The sequence below is a fragment of the Streptomyces sp. NPDC023541 genome (genome assembly GCF_055559995.1).
Map to the genome: position 1 here is coordinate 177573 of NZ_JBVHJO010000003.1, position 14446 is coordinate 192018.

Sequence of the window (14446 nt, forward strand, 5' to 3'; positions counted from 1 at the left end):
ACATGCCCGACCATTCCGACGATTCGGGTGCAATCGGCGGATCCAGTTCACCGGGGCAGCGGGATTCGGACATCAGTCCACCCCATTCGGGAAGGGTGAAAATCAAGCCGAGGGGTTGATGTCGCACCGGACTGCTGTGACAGTTGGGGACAGCTTAGGCCAAGGCATTCGCGTGTGTCCGGCGAATCAGAACGTAGGCTGCCCTCCATGGGAAAGAAGCGCTCGGGCGGCGGGCTCACCGGGAGCCAGCAGGCCGCCAAGTTCCTCGGGGTGTCGGTTCTCTCCGGAGTCGTGCTGGCGGGCATGGCGATTCCGGCTGCAGGCGCCCTGGGACTGGCCGCCAAGGGCACGGTCGAGGGATTCGACGAGATCCCGGCCAATCTCAAGACTCCACCGCTGAGCCAGCGGACCACGATTCTGGACGCCGAGGGTGGCTTGATCGCCACCGTCTATTCGCGCGACCGGCAGGTGGTCCCGCTCACGTCGATCTCCCCGTACATGCAGAAGGCGATCGTCGCGATCGAGGATTCGCGTTTCTACGAGCACGGCGCGGTCGACCTCAAGGGCATCCTGCGGGCGGTCAACCGCAACGCGCAGGAGGGCGGCGCGGCGCAGGGCGCGTCCACGCTCACCCAGCAGTACGTCAAGAACGTGTTCGTCGAAGAGGCCGGCGACGACGAGACCAAGGTGCGCGAGGCCCAGGAGAAGAGCCTCGGCCGCAAGATCCGCGAGCTGAAGTACTCGATCCAGGTCGAGGAGGAGCTCGGGAAGAAGAAGATCCTCGAGAACTACCTCAACATCACCTACTTCGGCCAGCAGGCCTACGGCATCGAGTCCGCGGCCCAGCGCTACTTCAGCAAGCCGGCCAAGGACCTCACCCTGGACGAGTCCGCGCTGCTGGCGGGCGTCGTGCAGTCGCCGAGCCGCTACGACCCGGTGAACGACAACCAGGAGGCGACCAAGCGCCGCAACGTCGTCCTCCAGCGGATGGCCGACACCAAGGACGTCTCCCAGGCGGAGGCCGACGCCGCGAAGGCCAAGCCGGTCACCCTGAAGGTCACCAAGCCCAAGAACGGCTGCATCACGGCGGTCAAGGGCTCGGGCTTCTTCTGCGACTACGTGCGCAACTCCTTCCTGACCGACCCGGTCTTCGGCAAGACGCGGGAGGAGCGGGCGAAGCTCTGGAACAAGGGCGGCCTGACCGTACGCACGACCCTGGACCCGCAGTCGCAGGACGCCGCCAACGAGTCGATCAAGGACCACGTCTACCAGGAGGACTCCATCGCGACGGCTGTGACCATGGTCCAGCCTGGCACCGGACGGGTGCTGGCGATGGGTCAGTCCAAGCCGTACGGCTTCGGCAAGAACGAGACGCAGATCAACTACTCCGTGGACAAGCGGATGGGCGGCTCGAACTTCGGCTTCCAGGTCGGCTCGACCTTCAAGCCGTTCATCGCCGCCGCCGCCCTGGAACGGGGCATGCCGCCGACAAAGGTCTACGGGGCCCCGAACAAGATGGACTACCCGAGCCCGATCTCCCGCTGCGACGGCTCGCAGTACGTCAACACCCAGAAGGAATCCGCGGAGAACGAGACCGAGGACGAGGTCGGCCCGTACGCGCTGCGTACGGCGATGGAGAAGTCGATCAACACCTACTTCGTCGAGATGATCTCCGAGATCGGCCTGTGCCCGGTGTCGGAGATGGCGCAGAAGCTCGGCGTGGTCCCGGCGAGCGGCGCGAAGCTGGCCGACGGCCCCGCCATCGCGCTCGGCTCGGAGGAGATGTCCCCGCTGACCATGGCCAACGCCTACGCGGCCTTCGCCAACCGGGGCGTCTACTGCACTCCGGTAGCCATCGAGTCGATCACCGACGCCCACGGCAAGGCGCTCGCGGTGCCCAAGAGCAAGTGCGAGCGGGCGATGTCGCAGAACACCGCCGACACCATCAACACCCTGCTGAGCGGTGTGGTCGACTCCGGTACCGGTGAGCGCGCCGGCCTGACCGACCGCGACAGCGCGGGCAAGACCGGTACGACGGACTCCCGCTACAACGCCTGGTTCGTGGGATACACCCCGAACGTCTCCGGCGCGGTGTGGGTCGGCTCGGGCGGCGCGAAGAAGATCACGATGGAGAACATCGTGATCGGCGGCAAGCCCTTCGAGAAGGTCTTCGGCGGCGGCCTGCCCGGCCCGATCTGGAAGGACGCGATCACGGGGGCCCTGGCCGGCCGCGAGGCCCTGCGCTTCGCCACGGTCCACATCGCCGAACCGAGCGTCCCCTCCGGCGGCTCCCGCGGCAACAAGCCGTCCACCAACCCGAGCCGCCCGGGCAAGCCCGGCGGTGACGGCAAGCCCGGCGGGCGGCCCGGCGGTCAGACCGCGGGCCAGACCGGCGGCCCGGGCGGCGGCGCCGGCGAACCGGACAACCCCTTCCCCGGGATCACGATCGACCCGGGCACCGTGATCGGCGGCCGCGACGCCCAGTAGCGGGCCCCGCGCGGCGACAGCATGGGGGAGGGCCCCAGCCGGATCCGGCTGGGGCCCTCCCCCATGGCTGTCCGCGTCCTACGAGAGCGCCTTCTTCACGGCGGCGGCGACACGCCCGCCCTCCGCGAGCCCGGCGACCTTCGGGGTCACGATCTTCATGACGGCGCCCATGGCACGCGGCCCCTCGGCACCCGCCGACCGGGCCTCCTCGACGGCCTCCGCCACGATCCCGGCGAGCTCCTCGTCGGAAAGCTGCTTGGGCAGGTAGGTGTCCAGGAACTCGCCCTCGGCGGTCTCGCGCGCGGCCTGCTCGGGACGACCGCCCTGGGCGAAGGCGTCCGCGGCCTCGCGGCGCTTCTTCGCCTCCTTGGCGATCACCTTGAGGACTTCCTCGTCGGAGAGCACACGGGCCTCCTTGCCCGCGACCTCCTCCTTGGTGATGGCGGCGAGGGTCAGGCGGAGCGTGGACGAGTGCAGCTCGTCGCGCGCCCGGATGGCGGTCGTGAGGTCTTCCTGGAGCTTGGCCTTGAGCGTGGTCATGCAGGTGAGTGTGCCAGGTGCGGGGACGATGGCGCCCACCTGTTTTCGGGTCTGCGACGATGGGTCCATGCGTGCGCGTTACGGAGTACCCCTGAAAGCGGCTGCCGGAATCGCTGCGGTGGGGGCCGCGGGTGTGGCCTATGCCGCCGGTTTCGAGGCGCGGTCCTTCCGACTGCGCCGGATCACGGTGCCGGTGCTTCCCCGGGGGATGCGCCCGCTGCGCGTACTCCAGGTCTCCGACATCCACATGGTCGGCGGACAGCGCAAGAAGCGCGCCTGGCTGCAGTCGCTGGCCGGCCTGCGCCCCGACTTCGTCGTGAACACCGGCGACAACCTCTCCGACACCGAGGGCGTCCCCGAGGTCCTCGACGCGCTGGGCCCGTTGATGTCCTTCCCCGGCGTGTACGTCTTCGGGTCGAACGACTACTACGGGCCGCGGCTGCGCAACCCCGGGCGCTACCTGGTCGAGAAGGTCCAGGGCCGGCACGGCCTGAACGGCAACAAGCCGGTCGTCGGGGCCGTGCACAACCCGTGGGAGGAGATGCGGGACGCCTTCGACGCGGCCGGCTGGCTGAACCTCACCAACACCCGGGCACGGATGAAGCTCGAAGGCCTGGAGCTGGCCTTCACCGGGCTCGACGACCCGCACATCAAGCGGGACCGCTACGAGAGCGTCGCCGGCGGCCCGGAGCCGGACGCGGACTTCTCGCTGGCCGTGGTGCACGCCCCGTACCTGCGCGTCCTGGAGTCCTTCACCGCCGACCGGTACCCGCTGATCCTCGCGGGCCACACCCACGGCGGGCAGCTGTGCATCCCCTTCTACGGGGCGCTGGTCACCAACTGCGACCTCGACACCGACCGGGTGAAGGGGCTGTCCACGCACGAGGCGGCGGGCCATCGCTCCTACCTGCACGTCTCGGCGGGCTGCGGCACCAACCGCTTCACCCCGGTCCGCTTCGCGTGCCCGCCGGAGGCGACGCTCCTGACGCTGACCCCGAAGGAGTAGCGCCCCCGCGCCCACTGCACGAAAACCGGATTTCGTCTCCGGCGGGAGGTCCGCTAAAGTAATCGATGTCGCCAGGACAGCAACACTTCAGGGCGACGATCGGGGTGTAGCGCAGCTTGGCAGCGCGCTTCGTTCGGGACGAAGAGGTCGTGGGTTCAAATCCCGCCACCCCGACAGAGTAAGACCAGGTCAAGGGCCTGATCCGAGAAATCGGATCAGGCCCTTCCTGCGTTTCGGGGCGTCAGTAGGGGCGGGGCGACATGATGTGCGGCTCGACGGCCGGGGCCTCGAAGACGCAGCGGGGGATGCCCGGGCCCGGGGTGGCGCGGACGGAGACCTTCGTCGGGGGGTCCGTCGGCAGCTCGACGCGGACGGTCACGGGGTGGTCGTGGTGCGTCGTCGCGTGGCCCGTCTCCTTGCCGTCGACCAGGACCTCGACGACCGCGGTGCGGCCGGTCTGGACCGTGGCGCTGACCGAGTGCCCCGCGTGGTCGATGTGGAAGTGATGCCGCCGCCTCATGAGACCGCCTCCCGCCGCTGCCCCCGCCGTCCAGGGTAGTCAGGGGGGCGCCGGTGCGCCTATGTGGTGGCGTCGAGGGCGGCCAGTTCCGTCCGGGCCAGGGCCGGCACGTCCGGGGAGGGGCCCGCCGCGGCCAGGGCGGCGTCGAGGTGGCCGAGGACCGCTGCGACGGTGGTGAAGGGGCCGACGGGGCGGAGCAGCCAGATGCGGCCCCTGGGCCGTGGCGGGAGGCCGAGGGCGGCGAGCGCCTCGTCGGCCTCCCGGTCGAGGTCGCGCAGGTCCGGCTCGGGCAGCGGGGCGCACTCCACACGGGTGATGTGGCCGTGCCCGTCGAGTTCGGTGTCCACCGCCCAGTGGGTGGAGCGGTCGGGGATCCAGGTGCGGGCCGCCGGCGGCCAAACGTACGGGAGGAAGACCCAGCGCAGGTCCTCGGGGGCCGGTTCCCAGCCCAGCACCTCCAGCTCCCGCATCTCGGGCAGCCGGTCCGGGTCCAGTTCGCTGCGGCCGGTACGGCGCTGTGCGAGCGGGTGCGGTGTTCCGTCCTCGTCCCACGACATGCGGGCACGCTATCCGAAGCGGTGACGGATCCACGTGACCCTGCGCCGACGCCGCAGCCGCCGCAGCCCCGTCACGCGTCCAGGGGGTTGGCCGCGATACGGGCGGCCGCGCCGCCCGCGACGTAGGCGGCGGCCGCACAGTCGGGCTTGCGCCGGGCCTGGTCCTCGACGAGGGCGGTGAAGACCGGGCCGAAGCCGGCCCGCGGGTGGGCGTCGAGGAGGCGGGCCCTGAACGACGGGTCGAACTCGGCCACGCGCAGGCCGGAGACGTCCGCGCTCGTGCCCACTTGCAGGAGGTGGCTCTCCACGTCCTCGTCCGCGCCCACGTCGTCCCGCATGTGCAGGACGATGATCTCCTCGGCGCGGGCCCTGCGGTCCGCCGGCCAGCCCAGGCCCGCCGTCAGGACGCGCGCCACATGGCCGCCCGCCTCCTCGAAGGGCAGGGTGTGGCTGTCGAACGGCGCGGTCAGGCCCAGGTCGTGCAGGAGGGCCGCGACGTAGAAGAGCTCCTCGTCGTAATCCAGGCCGTGGTCGGCGGCGTAGCGCGCCCCGAAGGCGTAGGAGCGCACGGAGTGGTTCAGGAGCGCCGTGTCCGCGTACTCCGACGCGATCTCCAGGGCGGCTCGGGCTGATTGGGTGTCAAGCGTCCACGTCATGGCACGTCAGCGTAGGCGGCGGCTGAAGTCGACGTCCGACGGGGGCTCCCCCGGCCAGGACAGCCGGGTCGGGGCGGGCGGGGTCTCGGCGAGGACGGAGCCGCGCGAGACCACGTACCGGGGGCGCAGCTGGCGGCGGAGCGCCTCCTCGGGCGAGGGGGCGGGCAGCAGCACGAAGGAGGCGGGGGCGCCCTCGGTGATGCCGTACTCGTCCGCGCCGAGGCCGAGGACACGCGCCGCACGGTCCGTCACCATCGAGAAGGCCACCGGGATGTCGTCGGCGCCGGTGAGCTGGGCGGCGTACAGGCCGACGAGGGCCGTCTGGAGCGGATTGGCGGTGCCGAGGGCGTTCCACGGGTCCATCACGTCGTCGTGCCCGAACGCCACGTTGACCCCGGCCGCCAGCATCTCCCGGACCTGGGTGAGGCCGCGCCGCTTGGGGTAGGCGTCGAAGCGGCCCTGGAGGTTGAGGTTGGCGAAGGGGTTGGCGACCAGGTTGATTCCCGAACGGGACAGCAGCCGCTGGAGTTTGAAGCTGTAGGCGCCGTTGTAGGAGCCCATGGCCGTGGTGTGGGAGGCGGTGGCGCGCTCGCGCAGGCCCGAGCGCAGGGCGAGGGTGGCCAGTACCTCCACGAAACGGGACTGCTCGTCGTCGATCTCGTCGCAGTGGGCGTCCACGCGCAGCCCGTGGCCCTCGGCCACGGCGAACGCGGTGTGCAGCGAGGCGACGCCGTCCTCGCGTGTGTCCTCGAAGTGCGGGATCGCACCGACGACGTCCGCCCCGCGCGCGACGGCCTCGCGGAGCAGGGCCTCGCCGTCGGGGAAGGAGACGATGCCCTCCTGGGGGAAGGCGACGATCTGCAGGGTCATCACGTCCCGTACCCGGTCGCGGACCTCCAGCAGCGCGTCGAGCGCGGTGAGGGACGGGTCGGTGACGTCGCAGTGCGTACGGACGTGCAGCACGCCGTTGGCCGCCTGCCAGCGCAGCACCTCGGTGGCCCGCGCGACGACGTCCTCACGGGTGAGGGTGCGCTTGCGCTCGCTCCAGCAGGCGATGCCCTCCCACAGGGTGCCCGAGGCGTTGGGCCGCGGCTCGCCGGCGGTCAGCGCCGTGTCGAGGTGGATGTGCGGTTCGACGAAGGGTGCGGTGAGCAGGCCGCCGTGCGCCTCGACGAGGAGTCCGGTGGCCGGCGGTTCCTTCTGGTCGTCATGGGGGAGCACCCGCGCGATGAGGCCGTCCTCCCCGACCTCGACGTCGGACAGGCCTGGTGTGTGGAGCAGCCGGGCGCCCCGGACGATCATCCGCATGGCGCCAGCGTACGGACGAGGGCGCTCAGCCGCGCTTGGCCTGGGCCTTCTGCTGCATGCCGCGCGTCTTCGCAGCCGTGGAGTGCGCGTCCCTGAACGCTGCCTTCGCACGGGCCTCCGCTGCCGTGTTCTTCGCCAGCGCCCGTTCGGAGTCCTGGTGCATGTGGTGGCCGGTGCGGGCCTTCTTGGCCATGATCGTTCCTCCTTGGAGTACGGGTTCCACTGTGCGCCCGTTCGGAGCAGTCGGCATCCCGGACGGCTCTGCGGCAACAATGGGCGCATGACCAGCGACAGCGAGATCACCCCCGAGATGCCCGACTGGGAGAAGCGGTTCCGGGCGCCGCGCGTCGGGCTCCCCGACTGGGCCGAGGACGCCCCGGACCGTTCGATCTTCGTCTCCAACGCGACCGGCACGTTCGAGATCTACGCCTGGGACCGCGCCACCGGCCTCCAGCGGCAGGCCACCGACCGCCCCAACGGCACCACCGACGGCGCCCTCTCCCCCGACGGCGAGTGGATCTGGTGGTTCTCCGACACCGACGGCGACGAGTTCGGCACCTGGGTGCGCCAGCCCTTCGCGGGCGGCCCGGACGAGTCGGCCACCCCCGGCCTGGAGCCCTCGTACCCGGCGGGGCTGGCCATCGGGCGTGACGGCACCACGGTCGTCGGGCGCTCCACGGACGAGGACGGCTCGACCATCCACGTGGTCCGCCCGGACGGGTCCGCGCCTACGGTGATCTACCGGCACCGGGAGTCCGCCGGCGTCGGCGACCTGTCGCGCGACGGGACCCTCGTGGCCGTCGAGCACACCGAGCACGGCGACGCGATGCACTCGGCCCTGCGCGTCCTCACCCTCGACGGAACCACCGTCGCGGAGCTGGACGACTCCCGGGGCGGGACGCGGGAGCTCGGCCTGGAGGTGCTCGGCTTCGCGCCCGTCGCCGGCGACACGCGGCTGCTCGTCGGCCACCAGCGGCGCGGCCGCTGGGAGCCGCTGGTGTGGGACGTGGCGACCGGCACCGAGCAGGATCTCGCGATCGACCTGCCGGGCGACGTCAGCGCCGAGTGGTACCCGGACGGCTCCGCGCTGCTGATCGCGCACAGCTTCGAGGCGCGCAGCGAGCTGTGGCGCTACGACCTGGCCGCGGCGGAGCTCGTACGGGTGGACACGCCGCCGGGGTCGGTGACGGACGCCGCCGCGCGGCCCGACGGGACGGTGGAGTACCTGTGGTCCTCGGCCGCCGAGCCCTCGGCGGTACGGTCCTCCGCGGGCGGCGTCGTCCTGGACCCGCCGGGTTTCCGGCCGCCGGGCTCCGTGCCGGTGGAGGACGCCTGGGTGGAGGGTCCGGGCGGGCGGATCCACGCGCTCGTGCAGCGTCCGGCGGGCCACGGCGACGGTCCCTTCCCGACCGTCTTCGAGATCCACGGCGGGCCGACCTGGCACGACAGCGACGCCTTCGCCGCCGCCCCGGCGGCCTGGCTGGACCACGGCTTCGCGGTGGTCCGGGTCAACTACCGGGGCTCGACGGGCTACGGCCGCGCGTGGACGGACGCCCTCAAGTACCGGGTCGGGCTGATCGAGCTGGAGGACATCGAGGCGGTCCGCGCGTGGGCGGTCGCGTCCGGCCTCGCCGACCCGGCGCGCCTGGTCCTGTCGGGCGGCTCCTGGGGCGGGTACCTGACACTGCTGGGCCTCGGCACGCAGCCCGGGGCGTGGGCCGTGGGCCTGGCCGCCGTACCGGTCGCGGACTACGTGACGGCCTACCACGACGAGATGGAGGCGCTGAAGGCCCTGGACCGCACGCTCTTCGGCGGCACCCCGGAAGAGGTCCCGGACCGGTTCGAGGCGTCCTCGCCGCTGACGTACGTGGACCGGGTGACGGCGCCCGTGTACATCGCGGCCGGCGTCAACGATCCGCGCTGCCCGATCCGGCAGATCGACAACTACGTGCACCGCCTCGCGGCGCGCGGGGCGGTGCACGAGGTGTACCGGTACGACGCGGGGCACGGTTCGCTGGTCGTGGAGGAGCGGATCAAGCAGGTCCGGATGGAGCTGGAGTTCGCGCTGAAGCACCTGCCCGCCCGACCCTGAGGACCGGTGGCCGGTGCAGCCCCCGTACCGTGGTGGGGTGCACCGGTTTCTCCTGACCCCGCGTTGGTGGGGGATCAACGTCTTCGTCGCGCTCGCGGTCCCCTTCTGCCTGTTCATGGGGTCCTGGCAGCTCGGCCGGTTCGAGGCCCGCGTCGACAGCCACCGGGAAGCGACCGCCGAGCGGCCCGTCGACCGGGCGGCCGCCCCTCTGGACTCGCTGCTCCCGGTCGACACGCAGACCTCCGGACGGCTCGCTTCCGCGTCCGGTGAGTACGGCGAGCAGATGCTGGTGCCCGAGCGGCGGCTCGACGGCGCGTCCGGTTTCTACGTCCTGACCCTGCTGAAGACCGACTCCGGCAAGGCCGTCCCCGTGGTCCGGGGCTGGCTGCCGGGCGTGGCGGACCCCGCGAAGGCGCCGGCCGCGCCGACGGGCCGGGTCGAGGTGACCGGCGCCCTCCAGGCCTCGGAGAACGCGGGCACGAAGGGGGTCCACGCCCAGGGCGGTCTGCCCGCCGGGCAGCTCGGTGTGATCGCGGCGGCCACCCTGGTCAACCTCGTCCCGCACGACCTGTACGACGCCTGGCTGACCGTGCAGACCCCGGTGGACGGGATGACTCCGGTGCCCGCGCAGGCTCCGACCAACACCGGGCTCGACCTGAAGGCCTTCCAGAACCTCGGCTACACCGGCGAGTGGTTCGTCTTCGTCGCCTTCGTGCTCTTCATGTGGTTCCGGCTCTACCGCCGCGAGGTGGAGACGCTCCGCGACGCGGAGGCGGGCCTGCTCGACCCGTCCGCGCCGGCCGCGGCCGGCGCCACGACCGCAACAGCGGCCACGACCGCCTCGGAGGATCAGTCGTCCACCGGGACCGCACCCGTCCGGTAGACCGTGCCGCCGCAGGCGTCGGGGATCGACGTCCGCGTCGTCGGTGCGCCGCTCGTCGGCGGGGTGTGGGACACCTCGACGACGCTCGGAGCCTGGGGCGTGCCCGTCTGGGGCTCCGACGCCGCCCCGCTGCCCGGATCGCCCGAGGTCCCGGCCGAGCCGGTCTGCGGCGGCTTGCCGGACCCGTCCGAGCCGCTCGCCGTACAGGGCTCGCCCGGCGGCACCCACGCGAAGCGGACCTCGTAGGACTTGTTCGGCGGGAGCACCACCACCGACGCCTCCGCCGACGGGGCGGGCAGCAGCCCGCTGCCCGGGTCGCCCGCCGTGTGGCCGACCACGGCGACCCCGGAGCCCGGGCCGAGCGTCGCGACGGGCGTGGAGGCCGCGGTCACGGTGTCCCGGCCGGTGACCGCGCAGCCCTGGGGCGAGACGTTGGTGATCCGGAAGCCGCCGGCCACCCGGCCGTCTCCCTCCGGATTGCGCACGAAGCCGACGACGCCCAGCTGCTCGGCACCGCAACCGGGCACGCCCGGCGCGGCCCCCGGCGGCAGCGGGCCCGTGCCCGTCCCCGAGCCGGCCACGGAACCGGCCGGTCCGCCCGAGGTGCCGGTGCCGGCCGGGCCGGACGTCAAGCCGCCCGCCGGGGCGCCGCCCTGCGCGGAGTCCGGCTGCCCGGTGGCGCCGCCCGCGTCCGGGGTTCCGCCGGGGGAGCCGCCGGCCTTGGGGTAGGACCCGTATCCGTTCTGGTGCGGGTCGGACGCGCCGCCCTTCTTGTCGCCGGAGTGCGCCTCGTGGCCGGCCATGGCCTGGCGGTCCGTGGACGTGCCCCCGTCACCGCTCAGGTGCAGGGCGGCCGGGATCGCGGTCCCCGCGAGCAGCGCGGCCGCTGCCGCGCCCACGACGGCCCGGCGCCTGCGGGCCCGGCGTGCGGGGACGGCGTACCGCAGCCGCTCCAGCGCGTCCTCGGAGGGCTGGAGGCCCTCGACGGCGCCGCGCAGGAGGATCCGCAGCTCCTCTTCGCCGCCGGCGCCGTCCGGCGCCGTGTGGTCGTCCATCATGACTGCGCAGCCTCCATCGCCACCCGCAGCGCGGCAATGCCCCGCGATCCGTATGCCTTGACCGAGCCGAGCGATATCCCGAGGGTCTCTGCGACCTGGGACTCCGTCATGTCCGCGAAGTAGCGCAGCACCAGCACCTCGCGCTGGCGGCGCTGCAGCCCCCGCATCGCCTTGATCAGGTCGTCCCGTTCCAGCTGGTCGTAGGCGCCCTCCTCGGCGCTCGCCATGTCCGGCATGGGCTTCGACAGCAGCTTGAGGCCGAGGATGCGCCGGCGCAGGGCGGAACGCGAGAGGTTCACGACGGTCTGGCGCAGGTACGCCAGGGTCTTCTCGCGGTCGCGGACCCGGTTGCGGGCCGAGTGCACCCGGATGAACGCCTCCTGCACCACGTCCTCGCAGGAGGCGGTGTCGTCGAGGAGCAGCGCGGCGAGGCCGAGGAGGGAGCGGTAGTGCGCCTGGTACGTCGCCGTGAGGTGGTCGACGGTGGTGCCGGCCACCACCTCGCTCACGACCGCTTCGGCCACGACCGCTTCGGCCACGGCCTCGGCCGTCCCGTCCTTGCCGCTCCCGTCCGCCTCAGCGCTGTCGCGCTGTGCGGGCACGAGTCCGCCCGGGAGGGATGCGGCGGGCCGGGCGGGGGCCTCGGGGGTCCCCGTCGGCGGGACGGGAACGATCACGGGGAGACCGCCGCCGGGGGTGCGGAAATCCCGGCGCGGCGGGAGGATCCCCGTGCGTGCCGGTGGGACGGCCAGTTCGAGCAGTGCCTCTGCCACGCCTGTAGGACACGCGTCCCCCCGTCAGGGTTGTACGCGCGTGGAAGCCTCACCGGAGAAATCCCTATTGCGCTCATGCGTACCCGCTCTTCCCGATTGCCCCGTCCAGCGAAACGGCAGTCGGGCCATCACCTTGATCAAGGGATCGGCACCGATCCTACAAAGCGAATTACGCAAATTCACCTGCGATCAGTTCCGCGATCTGCGTGGCGTTCAGCGCCGCCCCCTGGCGGAGATTGTCGGCGCACACGAAGAACTCCAGGGCGTAGGGGTCGTCGAGCGAGGCCCTCACCCGCCCCACCCAGGCAGGATCCGTCCCGGCGGCGTCCACGGGAGTGGGAAACTCGCCCGCCGCGGGGTCGTCCACGAGCACCACGCCAGGCGCGGCTTCGAGGATCTCGCGGGCGCGGGCGGCCTTCACCTCGTTCTGGAAACCGGCCCGCACCGTCAGCGAGTCCCCGGTCAGCACCGGCACCCGGACGCAGGTCACCGACACCGGGAGCGCCTCCAGCTGGAGGATCCGGCGGGTCTGCGCCCGTACGGCCAGCTCGTGCGAGGACCAACCGTCCTCGTTCAGCTCGCCGCACCACGGCACGACGTTGAGGGCCAGGGGGGCCGCGAAGGGGCCCGTGTCCTCGCCCACAGCACGGCGCACATCGCCGGGCTGCTCGCCCAGGGGAGTCCCGGCGACCAACGACAGCTGGCGGCGCAGCGCCTCGGAGCCGGCCCGGCCTGCGGCGCTCGCCGCCTGGTACGTGGAGACGGCCAGCTCGGTCAGGCCGTACTCGGCGTGCAGCGCGCCCAGGGAGGCGATCATCGCGGCGGTGACGGTGTCCGGGGCGGCGACGATCCCGCGCGGCCGGATCCGTGCCGCGTGGGCGTTGATCTCGGGCACCACGAGGGGCACCGCGGGATCGTCCCGGAAGGCGGCGGACTGGTCGACGACGACCGCGCCGCGCGCGGTGACGACGGGGGCCCAGCGGGCCGAGACTTCGGCCGGGGTCAGGAAGACCGCGACGTCGCCCGCCCCGAGGCCGTCGAAGGCGTCCTCGGTGAGGGCGAGCACCTCGCACTGCTGTCCGCGGACGGTCAGCAGGCGGCCGGCCGAGCGCACGGAGGCGATCAGGCGTATGTCGCCCCAGACGTCCGCCCGCTGGGACAGCATCCGGAGCAGGACTGAACCGACTGCTCCGGTCGCCCCGACGACGGCGAGTGCCGGAGCCGGGGTCGACCGGGGTGCCGTCATCGTCCGGTGCCTCCGTAGACGACGGCCTCGTCGCTGTCGGAGTCGAGGCCGAAGGCCGTGTGCACGGCGCGGACGGCCTCGTTGACGTCGTCCTGGCGGGTCACGACCGAGATGCGGATCTCCGAGGTGGAGATCAGCTCGATGTTGACGCCCGCGTCGGACAGCGCCTGGAAGAACGAGGCGGTGACGCCCGGGTTCGTCTTCATGCCGGCGCCGACCAGGGAGATCTTGCCGATCTGGTCGTCGTAGCGCAGGGAGTCGAAGCCGATCGCGCCCTTCGCCTTCTCCAGGGCGTCGATGGCCTTGTGGCCCTCGGTCTTGGGGAGCGTGAAGGAGATGTCGGTGAGGCCGGTCGAGGCCGCGGAGACGTTCTGCACGATCATGTCGATGTTGATCTCGGCGTCCGCGATGGCGCGGAAGATCGCCGCGGCCTCACCCGGCTTGTCCGGGACGCCTACGACCGTGATCTTGGCTTCGGAGACGTCGTGGGCGACTCCGGAGATGATGGCGTGCTCCACCTGCTCGTCCCCTTGCGGATTCTCGTTGCTGACCCAGGTGCCCGGCAGTCCTGAGAAGGACGAGCGGACGTGGATCGGGATGTTGTATCGGCGTGCGTACTCGACACAGCGGTGCAGCAGCACCTTGGAACCGGAGGCGGCGAGCTCCAGCATGTCCTCGGAGGAGATCCAGTCGATCTTCTTCGCCTTCTTCACGACGCGGGGGTCCGCGGTGAAGACGCCGTCGACGTCGGTGTAGATCTCGCAGACCTCGGCGTCCAGCGCCGCGGCGAGCGCCACGGCGGTGGTGTCCGAACCGCCGCGGCCCAGGGTGGTGATGTCCTTGGAGTCCGCGGACACGCCCTGGAAACCGGCGACGATGGCGATGTTGCCCTCGTCCAGCGCGGTGCGGATACGGCCCGGCGTGACATCGATGATGCGCGCTTTGTTGTGGACCGAGTCGGTGATGACGCCTGCCTGGCTACCGGTGAACGACTGGGCCTCGTGGCCCAGGTTTTTGATCGCCATGGCCAGCAGGGCCATGGAGATCCGCTCTCCGGCGGTCAGCAGCATGTCGAATTCGCGCCCGGCAGGCATCGGTGAAACCTGCTCGGCGAGATCGATCAGCTCGTCCGTCGTGTCGCCCATCGCGGACACCACGACGACCACTTGGTGGCCGTTCTTCTTGGCGTCCACGATCCGCTTGGCGACGCGCTTGATGCCCTCGGCATCGGCTACGGAGGAGCCTCCGTACTTCTGCACGACAAGGCCCACGTGCGCTCCTCGCTCAGTCCGTCTCATTGCTGGTGCAGTCTAACGAGCG

Annotated in this window: 14 protein-coding genes and 1 tRNA gene; 5 read left to right on the plus strand and 10 right to left on the minus strand. The window is 71.9% G+C overall.

Annotated elements, in window-relative coordinates; all coding sequences use genetic code 11:
- Nucleotides 1–207: 207 nt before the first annotated feature.
- On the plus strand, nt 208–2487 hold the full coding sequence (locus ACZ3X1_RS08300) for a transglycosylase domain-containing protein (RefSeq protein WP_362626988.1): 2280 nt from the start codon (nt 208–210) through the stop codon (nt 2485–2487).
- Between the two features lie 78 nt (nt 2488–2565).
- On the opposite strand, the gene ACZ3X1_RS08305 is transcribed toward ACZ3X1_RS08300, so the two are convergent.
- Entirely contained in the window at nt 2566–3027 is a 462-nt protein-coding gene (locus ACZ3X1_RS08305; protein WP_030648096.1) for a GatB/YqeY domain-containing protein, read from the minus strand.
- Nucleotides 3028–3094: 67 nt separating this feature from the next.
- On the opposite strand from ACZ3X1_RS08305, the gene ACZ3X1_RS08310 reads away from it, so the two are divergent.
- Both ACZ3X1_RS08310 and ACZ3X1_RS08315 read left to right on the plus strand, forming a co-directional pair.
- Nucleotides 3095–4033 carry a metallophosphoesterase gene (locus ACZ3X1_RS08310; RefSeq protein ID WP_356811645.1) on the plus strand — a complete coding sequence of 313 codons (939 nt, stop codon included), beginning with the start codon at nt 3095–3097 and terminating at the stop codon, nt 4031–4033.
- Between the two features lie 100 nt (nt 4034–4133).
- Nucleotides 4134–4207, plus strand: a tRNA-Pro gene (locus ACZ3X1_RS08315).
- 67 nt (nt 4208–4274) lie between these two features.
- Here ACZ3X1_RS08315 and ACZ3X1_RS08320 read toward each other — a convergent pair.
- The 5 genes from ACZ3X1_RS08320 to ACZ3X1_RS08340 all read right to left on the minus strand — a co-directional run bounded on the left by ACZ3X1_RS08320 (nt 4275) and on the right by ACZ3X1_RS08340 (nt 7267).
- A complete protein-coding gene (locus ACZ3X1_RS08320) occupies nt 4275–4553 on the minus strand; it encodes a hypothetical protein (protein ID WP_356811644.1) in 279 nt (92 codons plus the stop codon).
- A 59-nt stretch (nt 4554–4612) separates the two neighbouring features.
- On the minus strand, nt 4613–5110 hold the full coding sequence (locus tag ACZ3X1_RS08325) for a DUF5956 family protein (RefSeq protein WP_467277858.1): 498 nt from the start codon (nt 5108–5110) through the stop codon (nt 4613–4615).
- 71 nt (nt 5111–5181) lie between these two features.
- Nucleotides 5182–5766, minus strand: coding sequence for an HD domain-containing protein (locus tag ACZ3X1_RS08330; RefSeq protein ID WP_356811642.1), 585 nt, complete (start codon nt 5764–5766; stop codon nt 5182–5184).
- Nucleotides 5767–5772: 6 nt separating this feature from the next.
- A complete protein-coding gene (gene codA, locus ACZ3X1_RS08335) occupies nt 5773–7074 on the minus strand; it encodes a cytosine deaminase (RefSeq protein ID WP_467277861.1) in 1302 nt (433 codons plus the stop codon).
- Nucleotides 7075–7099: 25 nt separating this feature from the next.
- The gene (locus tag ACZ3X1_RS08340) at nt 7100–7267 is read right to left on the minus strand and encodes a hypothetical protein (RefSeq protein ID WP_157854753.1); all 168 of its coding nucleotides are present in this window, start codon (nt 7265–7267) and stop codon (nt 7100–7102) included.
- Nucleotides 7268–7354: 87 nt separating this feature from the next.
- Between ACZ3X1_RS08340 and ACZ3X1_RS08345 the strand changes: the two genes are divergently transcribed.
- Nucleotides 7355–9166: a S9 family peptidase gene (locus tag ACZ3X1_RS08345; RefSeq protein ID WP_467277865.1), complete on the plus strand. Its 1812-nt coding sequence runs from the start codon at nt 7355–7357 to the stop codon at nt 9164–9166.
- Between the two features lie 37 nt (nt 9167–9203).
- On the plus strand, nt 9204–10049 hold the full coding sequence (locus ACZ3X1_RS08350; protein ID WP_467277867.1) for an SURF1 family protein: 846 nt from the start codon (nt 9204–9206) through the stop codon (nt 10047–10049).
- On the opposite strand, the gene ACZ3X1_RS08355 is transcribed toward ACZ3X1_RS08350, so the two are convergent.
- The 4 genes from ACZ3X1_RS08355 to ACZ3X1_RS08370 form a co-directional block, all read right to left on the minus strand.
- Nucleotides 10016–11107 carry a hypothetical protein gene (locus tag ACZ3X1_RS08355; RefSeq protein WP_467277869.1) on the minus strand — a complete coding sequence of 364 codons (1092 nt, stop codon included), beginning with the start codon at nt 11105–11107 and terminating at the stop codon, nt 10016–10018. The two genes, ACZ3X1_RS08350 and ACZ3X1_RS08355, sit on opposite strands and share 34 nt — an antisense overlap.
- A complete protein-coding gene (locus ACZ3X1_RS08360) occupies nt 11104–11880 on the minus strand; it encodes a SigE family RNA polymerase sigma factor (protein ID WP_390075515.1) in 777 nt (258 codons plus the stop codon). The genes ACZ3X1_RS08355 and ACZ3X1_RS08360 overlap by 4 nt, the downstream gene beginning before the upstream one ends.
- Before the next feature lie 169 nt (nt 11881–12049).
- Nucleotides 12050–13126: an aspartate-semialdehyde dehydrogenase gene (locus tag ACZ3X1_RS08365; protein ID WP_356811637.1), complete on the minus strand. Its 1077-nt coding sequence runs from the start codon at nt 13124–13126 to the stop codon at nt 12050–12052.
- Nucleotides 13123–14397, minus strand: a complete 1275-nt coding sequence (locus ACZ3X1_RS08370; RefSeq protein WP_319722162.1) for an aspartate kinase — start codon at nt 14395–14397, stop codon at nt 13123–13125. The genes ACZ3X1_RS08365 and ACZ3X1_RS08370 overlap by 4 nt, the downstream gene beginning before the upstream one ends.
- Between the last annotated feature and the right edge of the window lie 49 nt (nt 14398–14446).